Source organism: Caballeronia ptereochthonis, from assembly GCF_001545075.1.
GTDB classification, from domain to species: Bacteria; Pseudomonadota; Gammaproteobacteria; order Burkholderiales; family Burkholderiaceae; genus Caballeronia; species Caballeronia ptereochthonis.
The window spans coordinates 107,262-129,097 of the sequence record NZ_FCOB02000001.1 but is presented as its reverse complement, the minus strand read 5'-3'; the positions used below and the strand labels follow the sequence as shown (position 1 = coordinate 129,097).

Below are 21,836 nucleotides of genomic sequence, written 5' to 3'. Positions count from 1 at the left end.
CTGCACTTCGGTACGTGCCATGGCTCGACGAAGGATTCATCAACCCACCTCACTACGGGGGAATCACCACCATGAAACAGGGATGTCTCATCGCCACAGGGAGTGCATTGTCGTTGCTCATGTCCAGCGCCATGGCGCAAAGCACCGTCACGTTGTACGGCATCATCGACGCCGGCGTTTCCTATACCAACAACGTCAAGGGCGGTTCGCTGTGGCAGGAAACTTCCGGCAAGCTTGGCGGTAACCGCTGGGGCATGAAGGGTACGGAGGATCTCGGTGGGGGACTTGCTGCTGTCTTCACGCTCGAAAGCGGTTTCTATTCCACCAACGGGACGCTCGGGCAGGGCGGACGCGTGTTCGGCCGGCAGGCGTTTGTGGGGCTGTCCAAACAAGACGTCGGTGCGGTGACGTTTGGCCGCCAATATGACCCGTTGGCCGATCTCATCGCGCCGTACTTCGGGTCCGGTTTCTGGATACCGTCCACGCACGTGGGCGACAACGACAACCTCGACCAGTCCTTTCGCATCAACAATGCCGTGAAGGTCCGCTCCGAGTCTTTTGGCGGCTGGCAAGTCGACGCCTTGTATGGCTTCAGCAACCAGGCCTCGGGCAGCGGCTCGCAAGGCTTCGCCAACAACAACGCGTGGGCGCTCGCCACCAACTACACGCAAGGCCCGGTGTCGTTCGGTGGCGGCTACATGCAGCTCAATCACCCAAATGCCACCAGCAATACGAGCGGCGCGGTAGGTGGTGCATCCTCGACCACGGGCGATGACTACAGCTCCGGATTCTTCTACGGTATCGATGGCGGTGTGGCGCGGCAGCGCATCGCGGCGCTCGGTGGCAATGTCGCGTGGGGGCCGGCGACCGTGGGGCTGGGTTTCAGTCACGTGCAGCTCGACTACAACGATGGCGCGACACGCAAGCTCAACAACTACGACGCGAATCTGCGCTACCGGCTGAGTGCGCCGTGGATGATCATTGCGGACTACACATTCACCGAGGGCCGCGCGATGGGACTGCCCGGTTCCGGAGGCGCCGATCTCAAGCCGACGTGGCATCAGGTGAATCTGGCGGTCGACTATCTGTTGTCTAAACGCACGGAGCTGTATGTCACGGCGGGCTATCAGAAGGCACTGGGTGATGGATCGACGCTCGTTGCCGGTCACTACGTGCCGATCGCCGCCATGACGGCCGCGGGCGGCGCCTCGTCCACCAACACGCAGTTCACCATTGCGACCGGCGTGCGTCATCGGTTCTAGCCATGAGTGAGCGGCCGCGGTTGGCGCGCGTCAGTCGGGTCCGGTTTCCGAGTCGCGCGCCGTTTCGTACACGTGTTGAGCCAGATAAAGATCCAGCACCGGCAAGCCCACGCAGGTGACGAGTGCCGGCAACCGATACGGCGTGGCGTCGTCCAGCATCTGCCAGAGATTGCGCATCTGATAGGCATCGGCCATCGCCTCCAGCGAACGGCCCGTACGCAAGAAGAAGAGCGGCAGACTTTGCGAGCGACGATGCGCGACCGTTTCGATGTCGTCGCAAATCACCGTCCCGGCTTCGAGCAGGTAGCGGATCAGTTCGTTCGGTGTTTCATCGCCGCCCAGATGCAGCACGACCGACGCGTCGCCGACCTGCCAGGCTTCGAAGAGGGGCGCACTGGCGTTCGAGGCGGTGATGATCAGCGCGCAGTCGGGCAACGGATCGAGCGTGGGCGCGGCGACGAGCGGAAACGACACATGGGGCGTGAGTCCGGCGACGAAGGCTTCAGCGCTAGCCTGCGTGCGGCTTCGGACATACAGCGTGTCGACGCGTTCGGGGTGATGAGCGTGGAGATCCTCGACGACGGCATGTGCCACGCGGCCTGCGCCGAACAGAAAGACCGAAAACCGCGCACGAGGCTGCAACAGCCGGTCGACAACGATCGAGGCGTAGGCACCCGTGCGTTGCGCCGACAACGTCGAACCATCCAGGATCGCCACGGCCTGCATGGTGAGCTTGTCGTACAGCAGCACCGTCGACGTCGAGCGCGGCACGCCGTGCAGGCGATTGTAGGTGTGTGAGCCCACGATCTTCACGGCGCCGTACGAAGGGTTGATGCTGACGAGCGCGCTGAGCTTCCAGTTCGGCCGCTCGCCGTTGGCATACGCAGCACTCGCTGCCTCACCGAGCAAGGCGCGCAATTCGTCCGAATCCGGTTCGAGCACCGCCTTCGTGCCATAAGCCTCGCCGTCGCGTAGCGCTCGCAGCGCAGCCCGCACGCGTTGCCCTACGAGGCGCGGCGCGAGCGGTGCGACCGTGACGCGGCTCGCGGGTCCGCGCAGGACGGTACCGCGTGGCTCGCACGGCGATCCCGCCGCCGCCCCTGCATCCTCTGACTCCGATGTCTCACGCATGCGTCGCCTCCGGAAAGGCCCATGGATGGCCTGTGAAGACTAGAACGATTGATCCATTTTCGTGGGGCGCCAGTTCGGACCTTCGCGTAGGGGATGTCAACGGGACCATGTCATTTTTGTGACACATGTCGTATTTTCCTCCCGCGAGATGGGGCAACGTCGCCCTTCCTGCGTCGCGCGCATCCAGCGGTCGCGGAGGCTGCATCGCCATGTGATGGGCACGAGACGGGTGATGGGCTAGAGCACATGATCCAGTTCGTGCCAGGCTGAGACGATCAGTGTGGAGGACACCTCACGATGTTCACGGATTGGGAAACGCAGGCCGGATCCAAGGCGTTCATGCCGCCCCTGTCACGGGCGGACCTGCTGGCCTTGCCAGTCGGCGAAGCGATCGCCGCATTGACACGCACACCGCGCTTCGATCGGACCGTGCAAGGTGACGACCGGTTGGCGGCGCGATTGCACGCTCGTCTCGCGCGGTTGCTGCGCCGCGCCTTCGGAGAGGGGGACGAGGTCGCCTTGGCGGACGTGCATCGCGCGTTGTTCACGCTGTACGACTTGCATGTGGCCGATCCGGCGACGCCGGCAGCGATCAATCAGTTCGATCCGTTCCTGACCGGGCTGCGCGGTACGATCGAACGGCATTGGCTTGCGGCCGAACACCAGCGGATCGGCGCCGTACCGGTTTTCGAGACGCCAGACGCTTTGATCGCTGCCGTGCGCAAGGTGGTCGCCGCACACCCTGCGTCGCATCATCCGTTGTTCGACCTGCTCGAGGCGGGCGCCACACGGGAACAGCTCGAACGGTTCTTTCGGAGTGACACCGCGCTCAACGTCCGTTTTTTTGATCTGATCGTGATGTCGATGATTGGCTCACGCCCCGAGGCCCGGAAAGAACTGGCCTCGAATTTTTGGGACGAAGTGGGGCGGGGCGATCCGCAACGCAGCCATGTGCAGTTATTCCGGCAACTCCTGCTTGACGTCGGTATCACGCCCTCCGGCGACGATTTTGCATCGACGCTGACCTGGCAGGGGCTGCGCGGGTACAACCTGTTCATGCTGTGCGCCTTGAACCGGCAGCACTATTACAAACTGCTGGGCGTGATGGCGGCCACCGAACTGCTGGACCCGCCGCAGTACCGCAAGCTCATCGTCGGGTGTCGCCGGCTGGGTCTCGGCCCGTCGACGACACGGTATTACGACGAGCACATCACGGTCGATGACATACACGGCGAAGGTTGGCTCGAAAACGTGATTCGGCCACTCGCACGGCGTGAACCGCGTGCCATGTCCGAGGTATGGGTTGGGTGTATGCTCCGGCTCGCCAGTTGCAACGACTACTACGATGCCCTGCATCGGCAGGTGTCATTGATGACGCGCGTCGAGGGCTCACAGGCCGGGGACGACCATGACCATCATCCACGAAAAAAACGATCTCGCCCGTCGCCGAGCACGCACGAAGGTACTGGGTAAAGCCGCGGAGCTCTTCGGCCGCTATGGATTTCATGCGGTCAGCGTGCGTCAGATTACCCGGGAGGCCGGTGTGGCCTTCCAGTCGATGTACAACAACTTCGAGGGAAGGGAGACGTTGGCCAAGGAAGTGCTCGAATGGAGGCACCGTGGAGTGATCGAGGAACTCACTGCGCGCATCGCTGCCGTGGAAGGTGTCGATGCCAAGCTCAAAACGATCTTCGACTGGCACGAGGTATGGTTCACCAGCGAAGTGTTTTCCGGATGTCTGTTCGAGCGCGCCATCGCCGAATACGGCATGAGCGAACCCGATGTTTCAGACGTCGCGGTACGGCATAAGAAAGCCCTGTTGAATCTGTTCGAAGAGGTCTTACGTGAAGAGTTCGATGCGGGTGAAGCTAAACGACTGGCCAGCGTTATTCTCATGTTGATCGACGGCGCCACAGCGCATGCGCGAGCGTTCCGCGATCCGCGCATGGCACGGCAGGCGTGGCGGGCAATGCAGGCGTTGTTGGCCGAGGCACGTCAGCGTTCCGCGCATTGACATGTAGGAAGTTTGTCACCGTTATAGCGAGCGCAGGAACTCGGCGAGATCCAATCTTTCCTCCACGCTCAGATTCAACGGTCGACCGGTTTGCAAACTGCGGTAATAGACCTCGCGATCGATCGCATCTTCGAGCGTAGATACGCTGCCGTCGTGCATATAGGGCGCGGTGTGCGCGACACCACGCAGCGAGGGTGTACGAAAGAGACCAATGTCCGCCGGATCTTGCGTCACGTTGAAGCGTCCGAGCTGCGCTTCATCTGCGTGTGTAGCGACACCATCACCGATCGCCGCGCCTTGCAACGAACGCGCGATCACCCCCTCCGTGAGAACAGGCAGGTTGGCCATGATGCCATCCAGACCGACGCCAGTGCGATGGTAGCCATGATCCGTCAACGTGGGTGGCGAGTCGTCGAGCCGGTGGCATTCGGCGCAGCCAGCCTTGCCTTGGAAAAGCGCCAATCCGAGCTGCGCACGGGGATTCAACGCTGTGCGGTCGCCGTGTAGGTAGTGATCGAACGCGCTTTGAGATGGTGCCAGCGAACGTATGTAGGCGGCGAGCGCCGCGCCGACTTCGGCAGATGTGAGGGATCCGCGGTCATTCGGGAATGCTTGAGAAAACGCCACGCGATACGCGTTGTTTTGCGTAATCCGTTGCAGCAGTTCCGATTGATCGTGAAGACCCATCTCCACCGGATTAGTGAGTGGATCGAGCACGGCATGTTCCAGCGCCGTACGACGACCATCCCAAAAGAAGGCCGATTCGCTTGCGGTGGCGATGTTAAGAAGGCTCGGCGTGTTGCGCGTACCCGCATGCCCATATACGCCAATGGCTACCGCGCGCCCGTCGGTATAGGCTTTCTCCGGGATGTGGCAGGACGCGCAGCGTACCGTGCCATCAGCGCTCAACGAAGGATCGTTGAACAACTGCTTGCCCAACGCGACACGCTGAGTGAGCCATGTCGCATCAGGCGATGCGTGGGCCAGCGGGCGAACCGCGACAATAACGGCCGCGCAGGCTACAGCGCCTGCGATAAATTCCCCCATCCAACGTAGACGCGACATCCTGCGCAGCGCTCCCTTCTGCCGTGAGCTTGATTACATCGTCACGAAGCGCACGGTCGCGCCGCTGGCCTTGAGCGTGCCGGTCACCGCCGCTTGCTCGGAGGCATCGCTCACCACCATCACCACGATGCCTTTAAGCGAATCAGCCTTTACCTGTTTGGCCACGTCGCCGAGAAACGCAGTGGTCTGCTTGGGATCGGAGCCGCCAACGATCAGCATGCCGCCTGGTAACACGATGGACCCGATGCTGTGTACCACCGAATCGACTTCGCTTTGGCGTCTTGCCTTGGCGGCGGGGTTCGCGCCGGCCGGAATCACGTAGATATAGGGCCGCATGCTCACATCTTTGCCGTAAAGCTTACCTTGCCCAGCAAGGTAGTTGCCCCATGTGCTGTCGCTGGCGGTTGCGGCTGGCTGGGCCAGCGCGCTGGAGCCTATCGAGGGGTTGGAAGAGGTGAGGGCGGGCGTGGTTGGATGGTTACACGCAGCAAGCAGTGCTCCCAGCGTGACGGTCAGCGACAGGTGTCCTAAACGGCGGTGCATGATTCCCTCGAGGCGGTCAGTCCCAGCGTGCCTCATCCCATTACAAGGCCGCTCCATGAGACCACAACAACACTGCGTCTGCCTACTGTGAAATTTCACAAATTCTTCACGCTGAATTTGTTGCGATGACAACGTGATGGCTTCACGGTCCTTTCACGCCGTGGAAGAGGGACGAGGGGCTTTTTAAGGGGTTCAAGTTTTCATATCAAGCCGACCGTTTCCAAGGAAGCGGCAGATAGGGACGTGCATATGAAGTCGCAGCGCAGCGGAGCAGGCCGGGGCCGTATCCGTCGATTTGGCTTGACGTGGCGATACGGATCAGGAGAACACCTGATCGCTTGGATTTTCTGGTTGCTCTGTAGTGCCGCGTTCGGGAGCGGCGCCGTTCAAGCCCAATCGACCGGTTACGTCTACGATGCCAATGGGCGTATTGTGGCGGTGACCGCGGGGAACAGCACTAGCGCCCAGTACGGTTACAACACCCTCGGCCATACCCGCCAAGTCAGTACGCCGATCGCCACGAGTCAGTTGGCGATCTTTGCGTTTTCGCCTACGCATGGCGAATTGGGCACTGAAGTCATTATCCAGGGGCAGGATTTTGATCCTAACGCGGCCAACGACGTGGTCGCCTTCAATGGAACGACGGCGCCGGTAACGGAGGCGACTGCGTCGCAATTGACCGTGCACGTTCCTGCAGGAGCAACCAGCGGCCCCATCTCCATTGCGGCGGATTCACAGGCGGCAACAAGCGCCACGTCTTTTTCCGTGGATGGCACCGGTCTCGCACCCGTCATAACTTCGATTGCTCCGGTTTTGGTCAGTGTCGGTGGCACCGTTACCGTGGCCGGATCGCATTTTGAGCCATCTGGTATGGCGCCTGACACGGACATGGGCGGCGCCACAGTGATTCCTGGCCTGGTGTCGGATACGCAGATTCAATTTCCTGTTTCAAATAGTACAAAGAGCGGCTACGTAACTGTCGCTAACCCTTACGGAAAAGCCAGGAGCGCTAACCCGATAATCGTGCTTCCGGGCGGTATGTCCGCAAGCAATGTCTCAAGCGTGAGTTATCTGCAGGGCAGTGTCACAAACGCGACCGTGACGATCGCTTCTGCTGGTCAGGAAGGGTTGGTGACTTTCAATGGTCAATCAGGCGCGTGGGTTAGTTTGCAGTTGGCAAACATCGCCACAACTGCTGGAACGTTGACTTACTCGATCTACAGTCCTACTAACGCAGTTGTTCAACAGGGTACTGTTTCGGCATCAAACTCATCTATTCACGTTCATCAATTGAGCGTAGGCGGTACGTACCTTGTAGCGTTTCAGTCGGCTGCTTCTGGCGTGCAATTCGTCGTTACATCCGAAAAAGACCGCACTGTATCTGCCTCACAATCTAGTGTGACGACGGCTTTTGCCGGTCAGAGCGAGCGACTGATAGTTCCCGCGGTCGCGGGTCAACCATTGACGTTGCAGGTTAGTACACTATCCACGAATCCAGCAAATCAGCTCATCTCTTACGCGATTTTGACTCCTGCCTATCAGGCGCTCACGAGCGTAGCCACCGCTACCATAGCGACGCTGCCGATCCCTGTTCCTATGACGGGCTCTTACCAGCTCATCGTTTCGCCCGGAGCGAATGCAACGGGCACTGCACAGGCTGCCGTTGTATCCGGTGACAACGTGGTAGTCGGTGAAGCTTCGGCAGCTTTCTCAGGATACTCAGCCGGCCAAACGGCGAACGTGCCATTCACCGCAAACGCAGGCGACAACCTGGAAGTACTGATCGATCACCTGCAGAACACGAACGGTGATCCGGTCCACATCAATGTGCTCGATGCCAACGGCACGAACCTCGCCAGCGGCAGCTGCCAGGGCAGCACCAGCGAGTGCCGGTTGCCGGTATGGAACCTGGCGGGTGGGACGTACACGATCCAGGTCGTGCCGTGGTGGGGCAATGACGTGGTGACGTTCAATGCGACGGTGCAGCCGGATGTCGTGGGCGGAGCGTTGGCGCTCAACACGCCAGTGACGGCGACGCTGGCTAACGGCCAGGTCGAACGGTTCACGCTCAATGCCACCGCCGGTCAGGACCTGTCGCTCAGTATCGCCGGGATCACCACCACGCCGAGCGGCCAGCCCGTGCAGGTATCGGTCTACAGCCCGGGCACGATCCTGACGACCAATGCGTTGCTCAGTACCAGTTACACCGGCAGCGGCACGCTGCAACTGAGCAACCTGCCGGCGACGGGCACGTACACGGTGGTGGTGTCCACCACCGGCTTGCCCGCCTCGTTGCAGATGACACTGGCGGCGGTGACAGCGTCAACAAATGGGCAGGCCGGCACCTATACAGGGTACCTGGCCGGCGAAACGGCCAACGTGCCGTTCACCGCGAACGCAGGCGACAACCTGGAAGTGCTGATCGACCAGTTGCAAAACACCAACGGCGATCCGGTCCACATCAACGTGCTCGATGCCAACGGCACGAACCTCGCCAGCGGCAGCTGCCGGGGCAGCACCAGCGAGTGCCGGTTGCCGGTATGGAACCTGGCGGGCGGGACGTACACGATCCAGGTCGTGCCGTGGTACAGCAATGATGTGGTGGCGTTCAATGCGACGGTGCAGCCGGATGTGGTGGGACCGGCACTAATCGCAGGCGGAACATCAAATGTCGCCTTAGGCGTCGGTCAAGTAGAACGTACTACGTTTACCGCCAACACGGGCGACTCCTACACGCTAACGCTCTCTGGCGTTTCGTCGGATACCGTTTATGTAAATGTGTACGACCCAAGCGTCGGCACCATCACGCCAACAAACGCATCCACCAGCTTCAACGCAACAAGCTCCAACACCGTCAACCTATCGAACCTGAGCGCGGGCACGTACACGGTAATTACTTATACCGGTGATGCGCAGGCTTCCAGCGCACAGCTGTCACTCAAGCCCGCCCCGGCCAACTGATATGAGCCAGCAGATGGAAGGCACCACGATGGAAAGTAGCTTTTACGAGGGCATGGATACGTTTATGTCGCTGTACACGATGACAGGCCTGAGGATTCGGCAATGAATGTGAAAGGGATGACGATCGGTCGTGCGACCGTATTTGCAGCGGTGACGTTCGGCCTGCTCACAACCGCTGCGCTATCGCTGCCTGCAGCAAAGTCGCCGGAACACGTGATCATCAACGGCCATCTTTACGCCGTGCCGGATAGTGCTGAAACCAGCCGCGTCCTGCTACCGGATGGGCGTATGCTCAATGTTGCCGGGACTGAAGGTACTGCCTACATCAGCGACAAAACGGGTCGTAAGCGCCTGCCGTTACCTGAAACTCGGCGCTTCGCCTCCGTCACTGTGATGCCTGGCGGCCAAGTGCTGTTTTGGGGGGGCATTGATGCTAAGGGCCATGTGCTGGACACCGGCGAATGGTTCGATCCCCGCAGAGAGCGATTCGTGCCGACCGGTCTTTTGGGTTTGCCTGCCCGGGCCGGTCACAGCCTCACGGTATTGAGCAATGGGTCCTTGTTGATGACCGGTGGCTGGTCCGCCGATGGCAGGCCGGCGACCGAGGCGTTGGTATGGGCACCTCAATCGCATCAAGTCGCGGTGGTGCATGATGCCTCAATCCCACGTATCGACGGCGATGCTGACCTGCAACCCGATGGCTCGATTCGCTTGGAAGGCGGTGTGGATGCACGCGGTTTGCCGGTGGCTGTGGCGGAACGCTTCGATCTGCATACACAACGCCTAAGCGCCGTTGCCGCTACTCGAACTTCGGCGCCGCTGATCGCAGCACTGCCGGACGTCGACGTGAAATCGGCACCGTTGCAGGGGCCATTAAACCTGCGCTTTGGCACGGCCATGGACGTGCGCACGCTCGATCCCAAAACCGTCACCCTGATCGGTCCGGAAGGTGCGGTGCCGATTCACGTGGTTGCGACTAATGAGGGTCGTCAAGCCTTCGTGCAATTGCCCGATGATCTCTATCCAGGGTCACGCTATACACTCTTCGTCAAAGGGTTGCAGACCGCGAGCGGTCATCTCGTGCCTTATACGGCGGTCGGTTTCACCACCGCACGCCATGTTGCCACGGGTGTGGTGATGGCCGGGCAGGGTGCCATGCCGTCGCCAACGCTGCCAACTTCATATGAGAGCAATGAACCGCCGTTGTCTCTGATGGCCGGTGGTGGCGTGCAGTCTTGCACGCTACACGACGATCAACTCTGTCGCGCTCACGGCTATGTGCGCGATGGCGCGTTTTATCCAGGCCAGAATAACGCGCCCACGTCCACCGGCGACCACTGGCGCTTATATGCCGCCCATCAAAGCCTCCCCGACACCCGTGCCTTGGAGGCGCGTTTGAGCAAGGACGACACTGTGCTGATTGGACAGGTTCGTCAGATCGATGAAAAGCCCGTCGCTCATGTGGCCATAAGCGTCGGTGATGAGACGGTCTACACCGATGCGCGTGGCGTGTTTGTGCTCAAGGGACTGCATGAAGGTCGCGAGCATGTCTTCGTCGATGGCGCTCCTGCCAGTCACGACGACGTGCACTATGGCCGGTTTCTCGTGGGTGCAGATGTCAAAGCCAAGGCCATCACGCACATGCCGTACGTGATGTACTTGCCGCGTATCTTGCCGCGCGATGAGATCACTCTGCCGTCACCAACCACGCGCGAAGTGGTATTGCAACATCCGGACATGCCCGGCCTGGAGCTGCGCATCCCCGCCGGAGCGGTGTTCAAAGACAAAGATGGCCATGTCCTTACGCATGTCGCCATTGTGCCCACACCCGTCGACCACGCTCCCTTCCCGCTGCCTGACAACTTCCCGATGTACTTCACCATCCAGCCGGGCGATGCGGTGGTACAGGGCCTAACGCCAGATGCGGCCAAAGGCATGCGCGTGGTCTATCCCAACTATGGCCATGACAAACCCAATACCCCTGGTAATTTCTGGGTCTACAGTGCGCAGGATGGATGGAGGATGTACGGCGGCGGCCATGTGACGCGGGACGGTTTGCATATGGCACCGGATCCCGGCGTCGCTCTCGTATGGGCGATGGGCGCAGGTGTGTCGGCAGGCAATGCCAATCCGCCCACCACGCAAAAGCCCAACAACAAAGCAGTCGCAGAACCTATCGACGTGCAAACCGGTGCGTTCTACAACACGTGGAACGACTTGAAGGTCAATGACATCATGCCCTTGTCGCTGGACCGCAAGTATTCCTCGGCGGACAGCAATTCGCATGTGTTCGGCATTGGCGCCAATGCGTTCTTTGGTATGCACCTGTACAGTGCGGATAGCTCGTTCAACACGCTGCAATTGGTCTTGGCCAGTGGCGAGGGCCTCGTCTTCAATATCGTGGCTGGCACACAGACCACCTGGCCGTTAGCCGGCACTGTATGGGAACACACCGGTACCGACTCGGCCTTCTACGGCGCAACGCTGCAGTTCTTCAACAGTCCTAGCGAAATCTGGATCATTACCCTGAAAGACGGCACCACCATGGGCTTTCAGTCCGAGGTGCCCAATCAATTGCTATGGATAAAAGACCGCTTCGGCAACGCGCTGACCTTGAACTACAACGGTGGTCTGGTCGATCAACTGATATCGCCCAGTGGCCGCAGCATCACGCTCAACTACGACAGCGGCAACCGCATCAGCACCGCCACCGATAATAGCGGTCGTGCCATCAGCTACCGCTATAACAGTACCGGCACGTTGGCCGAGGTGGATTTTCCTGATAAAACTAGCGAGAAATACACCTACGACAGTAACAAACGCATGCTGACCATGCAGGATCGGCGCGGCAATGCGTGGGTGACGAACGTCTACGACGCCAACGGCCGTGTAAGCATGCAGACGTATGCGGATCATACGGCCTACCAATTTGTGTACACGACGGACACCCATAACAACGTGACCGCGGCCACCATCACGGACCCCAACGGCAACAACGAAAACGTCACCTTCGATCCGGTCAGTGGTTACACCGCAACGGACACTTATGCCTATGGCACCGCCTTGGCGCAAACCACCACCTACGTCCGTGAGGCGTCCGGTCTCGTCGATAGCGAAACCGATGCGCTGGGCCGAAAAACGGCCTATAGCTACGATGCACTCGGCAACGTTACCAGTGTGACGCGTTTAGCCGGGACGACGAATGCCGTGACGACGCAATTAACCTACACCACCGACTACAACCAACTGGCCTCGGTCACCGATCCGCTGGGTCACGTCACGCAGTTTGGCTACACCAACGGCTGCCTCACGCAAGTCACTGACCCGCTCAACCACGCGAGCACAATTACCTGCAATACCGCTGGCCAGCCTCGCGCGGCGACCGACGCATTGGGTAACAAAGTGAGCTTTGGTTACAACGGTTACGACTTGAGCCGCATCACCGACCCTTTGGGCCGAAGCATCCATTATGTGACCGATACGCTCGGTCGCCGCACCGCGACGCGCGATCCTCTGGGCAATGTAACGTTGGTCGCCTACGACACCAATGACCGTGTAGTGTCGGCTACGGACGCGCTCAACCAGACCACCACGCTCAACTACGACGGCAACGGCAACCTCACGAGCGTGGCGCTGCCCAACACCGGCGTCATTACCTACGTCTACGACAACCGCAACCGGCTGATCACCCGCACGGATGCGATGAACCAAAGCGAATCGTGGGCGTATAGCGGCCTGGGCCAGGTGCTCACCCACACCGACCGCAAAGGGCAGATCACGGAAATCAGCTACGACGCGCTCAACCGGCGCAGCCTGGTGTCCTACGCCGACGGCTCCGGCACCCAAGCCAACTACGATGCTGGCAACCGCCTGACTAGCCTCGTGGACTCCGCCAGCGGCACCTTGAGTTGGGGCTACGACGACTTGGACCGCGTCACCGGCACCAGCAGCGCGCAAGGTAGTCTCAGCTACACGTACGATGCGGCCGGCCGACGCACCGGCATGACGGCGGCTGCGCAGGCGACCGCCACTTACACCTACGACAACGCCAATCGCTTGACCGGTATCACCCAAGGCAGCGAAACGGTGCAACTGGCGTACGACGCCGATAATCGCCGCACCACGCTGACGCTGCCCAACGGTATCACTGTCAACTACGGCTATGACAATGCCAGTGAGTTAGCCGGGCTCACGTATAACCAGAACAACGGCACCAGCCTAGGCAACCTGACATACGGCTACGATGCCGATGGCCGGATCATCAGCAAGAGCGGCACGTTTGCGACGGACGTGCTGCCGACCGCCACCACGCAGCCGGCGACGTTCGACCTTAATGATCGGGAGACGAGCTTCAGCGGTCAGGCGCTGACGTACGATGCGAACGGCAACCTGACCAGTGACGGCACGAACACCTATACGTGGAACGCGCGCAATCAGTTAACGCAGATCAGCCAGGGTGGAACCGCACGACTGAGCTTCAGCTATGACGCGTTAGGCCGTCGTATCAGCAAGACGATGCAAGGAACGGCAACACAGTTCCTGTATGACGGCAATAACGCCGTGCAAGAAACGCAAGGGAGCGCGATCAATCCGATTCTGGTGGGGCTCGGCGTTGATGAGCGATTTGCGCGAAACGACGTGACTGGGCGAACGTACTTCCTAGCGGACCTGCTCAACACCACGATTGCGTTGACTGATTCGATGGGGGCGATCAAACAGCAATACAGCTACGACCCGTACGGCAACGTCACGCCGAATGATACGACGACGGGATTCACGAACCCGTACCAGTTCACCGGCCGCGAAGCCGATACGTCGGCGCTCTACTACTACCGCGCGCGATATTACAGCCCGATGATGGGCGGATATATCAGTGAAGATCCTGCGGAGTTCCTAGGCGGGCAGCTCACGTTTTATGGTTACGCCGGTGCAGATCCTTTGGATTACAACGATCCCTATGGCCTGTGGCTTCCTCCAGCAATCCCCACCCCTATTTATAATTTTGCCCTTGGCATGGCCGATGATCTTTCTTTTGGCATCGGTCCATTGCTTCGGGCTGAATACGATATTGCTGGTCCAGATCGTTGTTCTGAGGCGTACAAATACGGCGGGTACGCTTCCCTGTTTGTTGGAGTAGGGCGTCTTGGTTATGCGGCCTCGGCTAAAGTAATCTCGAAGGTGGCAGTTGACGGTCTAGCAGCCAGTGCTGGACGCAATGCGTTGAAGGCTGTTTTCCGCGGCGGCATCGCTACAAGCTATCGTGCATATACCTATGAGCAAATGCTGGGTAAATATGGAACTGATGAGGCTGTGCAAGCTGCGGCAGGCCGCACGTCTACGTTGTTTAATGCGCCCGCCGCTGATGCTGTAGCTGGCTATTTTTCTAATTTGGACATTAATGGTACGGGGTGTGGCTGCAAATGAGCATTCGACATTTCATCGTATTTGCCCTTATCTGTTGTGTTGTTGGCGTTGTTGCTAGATATCTCCTTGGCATGAATTTTTGGATTGCGCTAGGGCTGGCTGCGGCGTCACTTTTGCTGAATGGATTGATCGCGGAATGGGAAGATCGAAAGAAGGACAGCTGAGTAAGCGGACTACTGGAGTTCCGTTAAGCGCACTCTTGATGCCAGCACACCGCTAAGCGGGACGAGCAAGCGAAGCTTGCTCGTTTGGGCGTCGTGACTTACAGCGACATGCCACTCATTCCACCTGATGCCAAGTAGACACATTCCACAAGCAAAGCGATGAGCGATAAAAATCGCCCGTTACTATCGCAGACCTCGACGTCACGCGAGCAAGCCATCGAGCAGTGGTCTGACGTAATGGCCTCGCTTTTAAAGAATCGCTCAATCAGATATGGGTTCAAGTATGGCGAGTGACTGAGATGGGCAATCGGGGGACTAAAAAGTCGTGAGGTTACTGGCAATGCCAACGCGCCGCTTCACAAGGACGAGCAGATGATGCTCGTAAAATTGGGCCTGAGCGGAGGCGTGCCGTGGTCAACTCGAAAAACTCCTTTGAGTAGGGTGTCAAAAGCCGATGGTGGCTCCAACCGATGCGCCCGTCCTTGCGCCATCGCCAACTCCCTGGGAAATATGCGCATTCAGTAGCAGGCGATTCGAGACCCAGTAGTTGGCGCCCACGGCTAGCGCCGTGGCGCCGCCGTAGGTGCCCGCTGCAGCAGCGCCCTGAAATTTCCCCTCGGCGCGCGCATTGGGAATCAATGACGTCGCAGCCATCGCTGCTGCACCCAGAGCATCGAGGCGCCGATCGAGCACGCTGAACTGCCGATCGGTGTAGGCATTCGCTTGACCAAGTACCTGCTGACTGTTCGTCCAAACCTGACCGACCGTCGCTGCATCATTTGCGGCCACGCCGGCCGCCAGCCCCGCTAACGTGCGCGTACCGTCGGCACCGCTGATATCGATGCGCGTCGCGGTATCGCTCTTGCCGACGGTGATCGTGGTGCCGTCGGTCTGTACGAGGCCGGCGTGACCCGCGACCACATTATTGACGGTGGTATTGGCAGTGGTGGCGGTCGTCATCGCACTGTTGGCGACAGTCCGTATCTGGTTCATCGCCTGATTGGTTGTATAAAGCTGGCTGCCATTGACGGCGTCGGTGCTGGTGGCCGACACCGCGCCCGCCGCGACATTGCGAAGACTCGCCGGTGCTCCATCTGGGTTGAGCGTGACGCTACTGTGCGCGGCGGTATCGTACTGCACGGCGTTCGCGCTGCCAGCGCCAATGGCCGCCGTCAATTGCCCGACCGTCGCCGCATCCGTGGCTGCCACGCCAGGTGCGACGTTGTGCAGCACATTGCCCCCCATGTTCACGGAAGAATCGGGTGAGAGTGTGAGGCTCGACGTCGTCACGGCCGCGAACGTCGGCGTCGTGCTGGTGCCAATCGTGATCTCGGAGCCGTTTTGTGTGAGGGCTACGTTGTTGCCGGCCGTCACCGTCACAGTCGCGCCGGTTGGGATGTTTTGAGCGGCGCTGCCGCCGACCTGGCCGCTGCCGGTGGCGCCCGTTGCCAACGTCCAGCTGCCACTTGCCGTCTGTGTGGCAGCATAGAGTTGCGCACCGGTCACGGCATCACTGCTGGTGGCCGACACCGTGCCGGGGGAGAGACCTGTGAGCTGACGGGTGCCGGCCGTCCCTGCGATAGTCACCGTCGTGCCGGCGGTCTGCGCGCCCAGTGTCAGCGTTCCGTTGCCAGGTGCGCCGCCAGCTTGCTGCACGAGGCCGATGGTGCCGTTGTTGATGCCGGTGGTGAGATCGGCGAGCTGCGTGTGATTCGTGGTGATGGCGGTATCCGCCGCCCCGAAAGCATCGTTGACGGTGGTGTACGGTGTGCCCTGAATCACGAACGACGTGCCGGTGATTTGGCCGCTGGCCCAGTTGTAGATCACCGATCCTCCCAACGCACTCGCCACGGATTGGCCGAGGTTATCGACGCCTCCCGCAACGGCGTACAACTGGCTCCCGTTGATCGCATCCGTGCTGCCGGCACTGATGACGCCTGGCGCGACGTTCTGGATCTGCCGCTGAAAGATCATGGCGCCGCTGGCGGCGCCTACCGACACGACGCCCGTCGACGTGCCCGCGGCCGCGATGCCAAAAAGCGTCGTCGGGCCATTATCCGGCGCCGCAGTGATGGCATTGGCACCGAGCGCCACATCGAACGGATTCATAGCCTGTGCGAGATAACCTAGGGCCGTGGATGCACGGGCCGTTGCAAACGCATTAATCGCCACGGCGCCGTTGCCCTGGGCTGATCCGTTGCCGAGCATGATGGCCCTATCACCGATCGCGTCCGCATTGCCGCCGATCGCGACGGTTGCCGCGCCGCTGGCAACTGCTGTGCCGATGGCGACCGCGCCGGCACCGCCGCCGTTCGGCGCGGAATTCGCATTGGCACCAGGGCCCACGGCGACGTCGTTGTTGTACGCGGCGATGGCGTTCGCGCCGATCGCTGTAGCGCCGGTATAGCTCGCCGTAGCTCCGGCTCCGAACGCCGTTGCCCAGCCGGTTTGTGGACCTGCACCGTTCGCCACCGCACCTTGGCCGCATGCGGTGTCGGTCGTGTAGGTGGCGGAAGCTCGCTGCGCTGTACCGCTCGAATCCACGCATGTGAACTGTGCCCACGTGGGCGTACCCAAAAGCGCGAGGCTGATGCCTGTGATGATATGCGGGTGGCGGGGCAAGCGTGCGAATGTTCCGGTGCGTCGTACGCGCATCGGAAGGTGATCAGCCATCGTCATGATGTCATTCCCTTGATCGAGCGGATGGAGCAGGGCGACTCGAGCGGTGCAAGTGCTGCCGAGCCACTCAAACGTCGAGCATCGTTTCAGGCGGACGTCACGGTGGACGGTTGTGCGAGCGCGAGCGCATCGTGAAGGCGCAAAAGGAAACGGGCTACGTTGCTAGTTCGCCAAAAGAACGCCTCTGCCGCTGCGAGAAAACCGCATGCCATCGCCACCGGCTTTTCTGCACGGCCACGTTCCTCCTTCACGGAAGCGATGCACGTGGGTGATATGGAAAAAGGCGCCCCGAAGAGAGGCGCCGATGAACTAAAGCAAGCCAGCCGAGGCAAACGAAAACGGTTCGCCTTGACCGATGACGAGATGGTCGAGCAACCGGATATCGACTCGTCGGAGTAGGGCCGTCAGTTCCGTGGTCAGTGTGCGATCTGCGTCGCTAGGCACGGTAGCACCTGACGGATGATTATGGGCCGCGATGAGGGCGGCGCTGTGAAGAAGCAAGGCTCTCTGCAGGATGACGCGGGGTGCGACCTGCGCGCCATCGATGGTGCCGAAGAACAGCGGTTCTACGGCGATCACGCGATGGTGCGTGTCGAGAAAGACCACCGTGAAAACTTCGCGGTCTTCCCGCGTCAGGGTGAGCCGCAGGTAATCGACCACCCGCTGCGGGCTGGTGAGCGCCGGTCCGCGCTGGAATAGACGTCGTTCCATCACGGCGATGGCATCCTGGATGAGTTGCTGTTCCGAGTGCGTAAGCGTCGATGAAGTCAGACACGGACGATCGGCAAGCGTGGGCAAGGCAAACATAAAGAACCTCCTGAATGAAAAAAGCGCAGGAGGCCTCGCCGCACGGGAGAGATTCTCTCCCGCAGTGTGGGACGATCATGCTCCGATTGGAGCGACAAAGAGCATGCATCGCTCGTTGACCAACGAGTGCCCGCCAAGACGATGCACGCGGGCTGGCGCGGTCACACGGCGCATGCCGTGCGTAGCCTGGAAGACCGCGGGCTACGGGTTACTCGATGAGCGCGCGCTGCGCGTTTGAGGGCCGCCGGTGACGGACGTAGGAGGTGCACTGATTCGCGACGAATCGGCCAGCCAATCCATGGCGGACAGCAACGTGTCACCGTCGACAGCACCCTCGAGCACGAGGGTCTTGCCTGACGAGCGGTCCACCAGCTTCACCGTCGGCGTCGCATCGATACCCGCGCGGCTAGCTGCCTCCGCTTGGGCTTGAACCGCTTTGCCGACGTCGGGATTTTGGAGACATGCCTTCAGCTTCCGCGAGGTTTGCGGAAAGGCTGCCGATGCCGGCCATCCTTCACCGTCACCACGCGTGTTCGCATAGATCCACGTCACCGCACGCCAGAAGCCGGCATTGCCGTTCGTTCTCCCGGCGCATTCGGCCAGCCAGGCTTCACGTGTCGCCGCCGGTTCGTGGAGGGCGAGCGGACGATGTTGCCACTGCCAGTTCACCTCGGGATGCGTGTCGATCCACGCCTTCAGCACCGGGAAATACGCTTTGCAATAGGGGCATTCGAGATCGGCGTACTCGACGAGGGTGTAACGCGCCTGCACGTTGCCGTAGACCCATGGCGGTGTTGCAGTGGAAGGTGATGGCGATCGATGCCGTACGCCGACAACCATCGCGATCACCGCCACGAGGGCGATGCCCACGATCGTGCTGAGCACAGCGCGTCGATGGACGAGCGATACCTTGCGCCAAGTGTGGTTGAGGGCATACCAGGGCCTCATGGCGCAAAGCCCTCCAGCGTCGGCGTGACGATGCCGCGTGCACGATCGATGCGTTCAGCCACGCGGATCGCCGCCTCCAGTTCACTGATGCCGTATTGCTGCATCAACTGGTAGCGCTCGTTCTTCTCTTCCGGTTCTGTCATGGCGAGCGCGAGGTACAGGCTTGGCGGCACGACGCGGAACAGCAGCTCCATCGAACGCGACAGGATAACACCCTCCGTGTACTTGCCCGCTTCCTTGCGTGCCGACAGCATCAGTGCTTTCTGCGCGGGACTCAGTTCGCGGAAGCGCGCGATCTTCTCTACTTCATCCGGTGGCATCGAGAGGCAGATCCACCACTCGATCATGTTGAGCATCGGCTCGGCCGCCTTCGGCAGGTCGTCGAGGTTTTGCGTGGCGAGCCAGAACCAGGCGCCGAGCTTGCGCCACATCTTGGTGATCTTGACGACATACGGCGCGAGCAGCGGGTTCTTGGTGATGATGTGGCCTTCGTCCGTCACGTTGATAATCGGCCGGCCCAGAAACTGGTCGCGCTCGGCGAGGTTGTTGACCGTGTTGATCAGGGAGATATAGGCGATGGAAAGTTGCGCGTTGTAGCCCTCGCGCGCGAAGGTGGCGAGATCGACGATCGTGATATCGGCCTCGGGCCACGGTGTGCCCGGCCGGTCGAACATCTCGCCGTCCACGCCCTGGCAGAACATGTCCATCGCATCGGCCATCTCAAGCAGACGCGCACGACGCACCTCGGGCAGCAACGCATCGCGACTGCGCTCGCGCAAGGCGTCGCGCACGTCGCGCGTGAGCACGGTGCGTTGTTCGCGCGCGCAGTGATGGGCGGCATCGAGGATGCACTGGCGGATCAGGCTGCGATCCGCTCGTGTCATGCGTGCTTCTTCCTTGTCTTCGCCGCCGGTGATCATCAGGCGCGCGGTGATTTCGAGTTCACCCAGCACATCACGCTGCTCGTCGCCCTCGGGGGCACCGGTCGTCGGTTCGTCCAGTGCATCCACATCGAGCGTCTGCACGTCGCTCGGCGTGTCGATCAGGCGGTGCGCGTCGGCGAACGGTGCGAGACTCACGCCCGAACCGGGCGACAGCCGTACCCGATGCACGCTCAGGCCGAGCCGCTGCGCAAAGTCGCCGAACAAGCCGAACGAGTTGCCGGCTTCCACGATAAAGAGCCGTGGCCGGTAGATCGCCGTCACCTGCACCAGCAGATTGTTGAGTGTGGCCGACTTGCCGGAACCCGTCGGCCCGAATAGGAACAGGTGCGCGTTCATCTGCCGGTCGAGGCGGTTGAGCGGGTCGACCGTGATCGTGCCGCCGCCGCGATGAAACAGTGTGATACCGGGATGCCCGGTGCCCTGGCTGCGTCCCCACACCGGCGCGAGGTTCGCGAGGTGCTGCGCAAACATGAGTTGCGTGTACCACTGCCGCCGATCCTTCGCCGGGTCGTAGTTGCAGGGCAGCCAGCGCAGGTAGCTGTTGAGCGGGGCGACTTCATTGTCCTCGCGCACCGGCTGCAAGCCGGCACCCAACATCACGTTGGTGAGCTGCAGGGTGCGCGCATCGAGCTCGGCCTGGTCGCGCCCGCGTAGATAGAACGCGACCGCGCCGCGATACAGCTTGTGGGCGCTGCCGATCAGCGTGCGCGCATGCTGCACGTCCTGGCGCGTCTGTTCGGAGGCGAGCGTTTCGCCTACCGACTTCTTGCTCAGGTAATTGAGATGGGCTTCCAGCGTGTCCTGCGGCGTGACGACCAGCGTCATCGCCATCAGGGTGTCTTCCGGCATCTGGTCGAACAGGGCATTGATCGCGTCGCCGCTCTTGCGCGTTTCGCCGGTGAGGTGGCCGGTGACAGGTGGCGTGCGCAGGCGATCAAGCACGATGACACGATGCGGCATGCCGTCGAAAGACCACACGCCGGTTTGGACGTCCGAACGCGGCAGCGAGAAGAACAGCCGTTGCGCGAAGTCAGTGCCGCTGGCGAGTTCCAGCTCGTCGTCGTCGCGATCGTCGGGATAGGTGGCAAGCCGATAGAAGCGCTCGCGGTCGTCGGCCGTGTTACCCAGCAGTGTCGGGTTCGGGTTGAACCAACGCAGCAGCCAGGCATGCACATCGGAGGCCGTCAAACGCCGTGCTTTCACACCGGCATTGGCGAGACCTCCGGTCAGGCGATCGCAGACGGATGCGAGCGCCTGTTCGGGCGACAGACCACGGCGCGTCGATCCGTCGGCATCGCGTCGGTACACGACCATGCGCACGCGCCGCGACTGCCCGCGCCAAGGCAGTTGCGTGACGGTCGTGTCCTGAAACAGTCCGCCGGGTTTGGCGATGGCGCGCAGGTGATGCGCAAAAAAGCGCAGGTAGAAGCGGGTGAACGCGGCTTCGCGCGCGCGAGGCTGGACGTAATCCTCAAGGCGGCGCAGGTAGGCCTCCCACGTGGTTTCGTCCTGCGCATAGAACTGCACCACCCACGGATGGTCGTCCAGTTCGTCGAACGCATCCTGCAGGGCGTTTTCGACCGCATCGCGCACCTGCATCAGCCATGCGGGTTCCCGGCCTTCCGTGCCCACCGCGGTGAGCTCGAAAAACGCCGCGACCGACACGCCGTCCTCGAGCAGCATGCTCTGCGAGGCAGGGAGATATTCCACCCAGGGCAGCAGCTCGACGAAGGAGGGCGCGACGACGTAGAGCGCCTGCTCCTCCGCCACCGTGGCCGGGCGCTGGCCCGTCGGTGATCCGGGCACGGGGATGCCGTGAGCGCGCAAAAGCCCTACGTACGTTTCCCATGCATCGCCGTCATCGTCCATGTCGGCATGCGGATCGCGACGGGGC

The 21,836-nt window shown here is 61.1% G+C and carries 12 protein-coding genes; 5 read left to right on the top strand and 7 right to left on the bottom strand.

Features of this window, described 5'->3' with window-relative positions; translation table 11 throughout:
• Positions 1-71 precede the first annotated feature (71 nt).
• Entirely contained in the window at positions 72-1,262 is a 1,191-nt protein-coding gene (locus AWB83_RS00590; RefSeq protein ID WP_087042313.1) for a porin, read from the top strand.
• Positions 1,263-1,292: 30 nt separating this feature from the next.
• Here AWB83_RS00590 and AWB83_RS00585 read toward each other — a convergent pair whose 3' ends face one another.
• Positions 1,293-2,393, bottom strand: coding sequence for an ornithine cyclodeaminase (locus AWB83_RS00585; RefSeq protein ID WP_087042312.1), 1,101 nt, complete (start codon positions 2,391-2,393; stop codon positions 1,293-1,295).
• Between the two features lie 297 nt (positions 2,394-2,690).
• Between AWB83_RS00585 and AWB83_RS00580 the strand changes: the two genes are divergently transcribed.
• The gene (locus tag AWB83_RS00580) at positions 2,691-3,866 is read left to right on the top strand and encodes an iron-containing redox enzyme family protein (protein ID WP_087042311.1); all 1,176 of its coding nucleotides are present in this window, start codon (positions 2,691-2,693) and stop codon (positions 3,864-3,866) included.
• Positions 3,802-4,407 carry a TetR/AcrR family transcriptional regulator gene (locus tag AWB83_RS00575; protein WP_087042310.1) on the top strand — a complete coding sequence of 202 codons (606 nt, stop codon included), beginning with the start codon at positions 3,802-3,804 and terminating at the stop codon, positions 4,405-4,407. Before AWB83_RS00580 ends, AWB83_RS00575 begins: the two co-directional genes overlap by 65 nt.
• A gap of 21 nt (positions 4,408-4,428) precedes the next feature.
• On the opposite strand, the gene AWB83_RS00570 is transcribed toward AWB83_RS00575, so the two are convergent.
• Entirely contained in the window at positions 4,429-5,472 is a 1,044-nt protein-coding gene (locus AWB83_RS00570) for a cytochrome-c peroxidase (RefSeq protein ID WP_087042309.1), read from the bottom strand.
• Between the two features lie 33 nt (positions 5,473-5,505).
• Positions 5,506-6,015 carry a hypothetical protein gene (locus tag AWB83_RS37040; RefSeq protein WP_244197514.1) on the bottom strand — a complete coding sequence of 170 codons (510 nt, stop codon included), beginning with the start codon at positions 6,013-6,015 and terminating at the stop codon, positions 5,506-5,508.
• 249 nt (positions 6,016-6,264) lie between these two features.
• Here AWB83_RS37040 and AWB83_RS00560 point away from each other — a divergent pair, with 249 nt between their 5' ends.
• Together AWB83_RS00560 and AWB83_RS00555 are read left to right on the top strand one after the other, a co-directional pair.
• Positions 6,265-8,976, top strand: coding sequence for a beta strand repeat-containing protein (locus tag AWB83_RS00560; protein ID WP_087042308.1), 2,712 nt, complete (start codon positions 6,265-6,267; stop codon positions 8,974-8,976).
• 102 nt (positions 8,977-9,078) lie between these two features.
• A complete protein-coding gene (locus AWB83_RS00555; RefSeq protein WP_087042307.1) occupies positions 9,079-14,400 on the top strand; it encodes an RHS repeat-associated core domain-containing protein in 5,322 nt (1,773 codons plus the stop codon).
• Positions 14,401-15,008: 608 nt separating this feature from the next.
• Here the strand turns inward: AWB83_RS00555 and AWB83_RS00550 are convergent.
• The 4 genes from AWB83_RS00550 to AWB83_RS00535 all read right to left on the bottom strand — a co-directional run bounded on the left by AWB83_RS00550 (position 15,009) and on the right by AWB83_RS00535 (position 21,811).
• A complete protein-coding gene (locus AWB83_RS00550) occupies positions 15,009-17,243 on the bottom strand; it encodes a beta strand repeat-containing protein (protein ID WP_244197513.1) in 2,235 nt (744 codons plus the stop codon).
• A 309-nt stretch (positions 17,244-17,552) separates the two neighbouring features.
• A complete protein-coding gene (locus tag AWB83_RS00545; RefSeq protein ID WP_087042306.1) occupies positions 17,553-18,050 on the bottom strand; it encodes a JAB domain-containing protein in 498 nt (165 codons plus the stop codon).
• 201 nt (positions 18,051-18,251) lie between these two features.
• On the bottom strand, positions 18,252-18,998 hold the full coding sequence (locus AWB83_RS00540) for a DsbA family protein (RefSeq protein ID WP_087042305.1): 747 nt from the start codon (positions 18,996-18,998) through the stop codon (positions 18,252-18,254).
• On the bottom strand, positions 18,995-21,811 hold the full coding sequence (locus AWB83_RS00535) for a conjugative transfer ATPase (protein WP_087042557.1): 2,817 nt from the start codon (positions 21,809-21,811) through the stop codon (positions 18,995-18,997). The genes AWB83_RS00540 and AWB83_RS00535 overlap by 4 nt, the downstream gene beginning before the upstream one ends.
• Positions 21,812-21,836 lie beyond the last annotated feature (25 nt).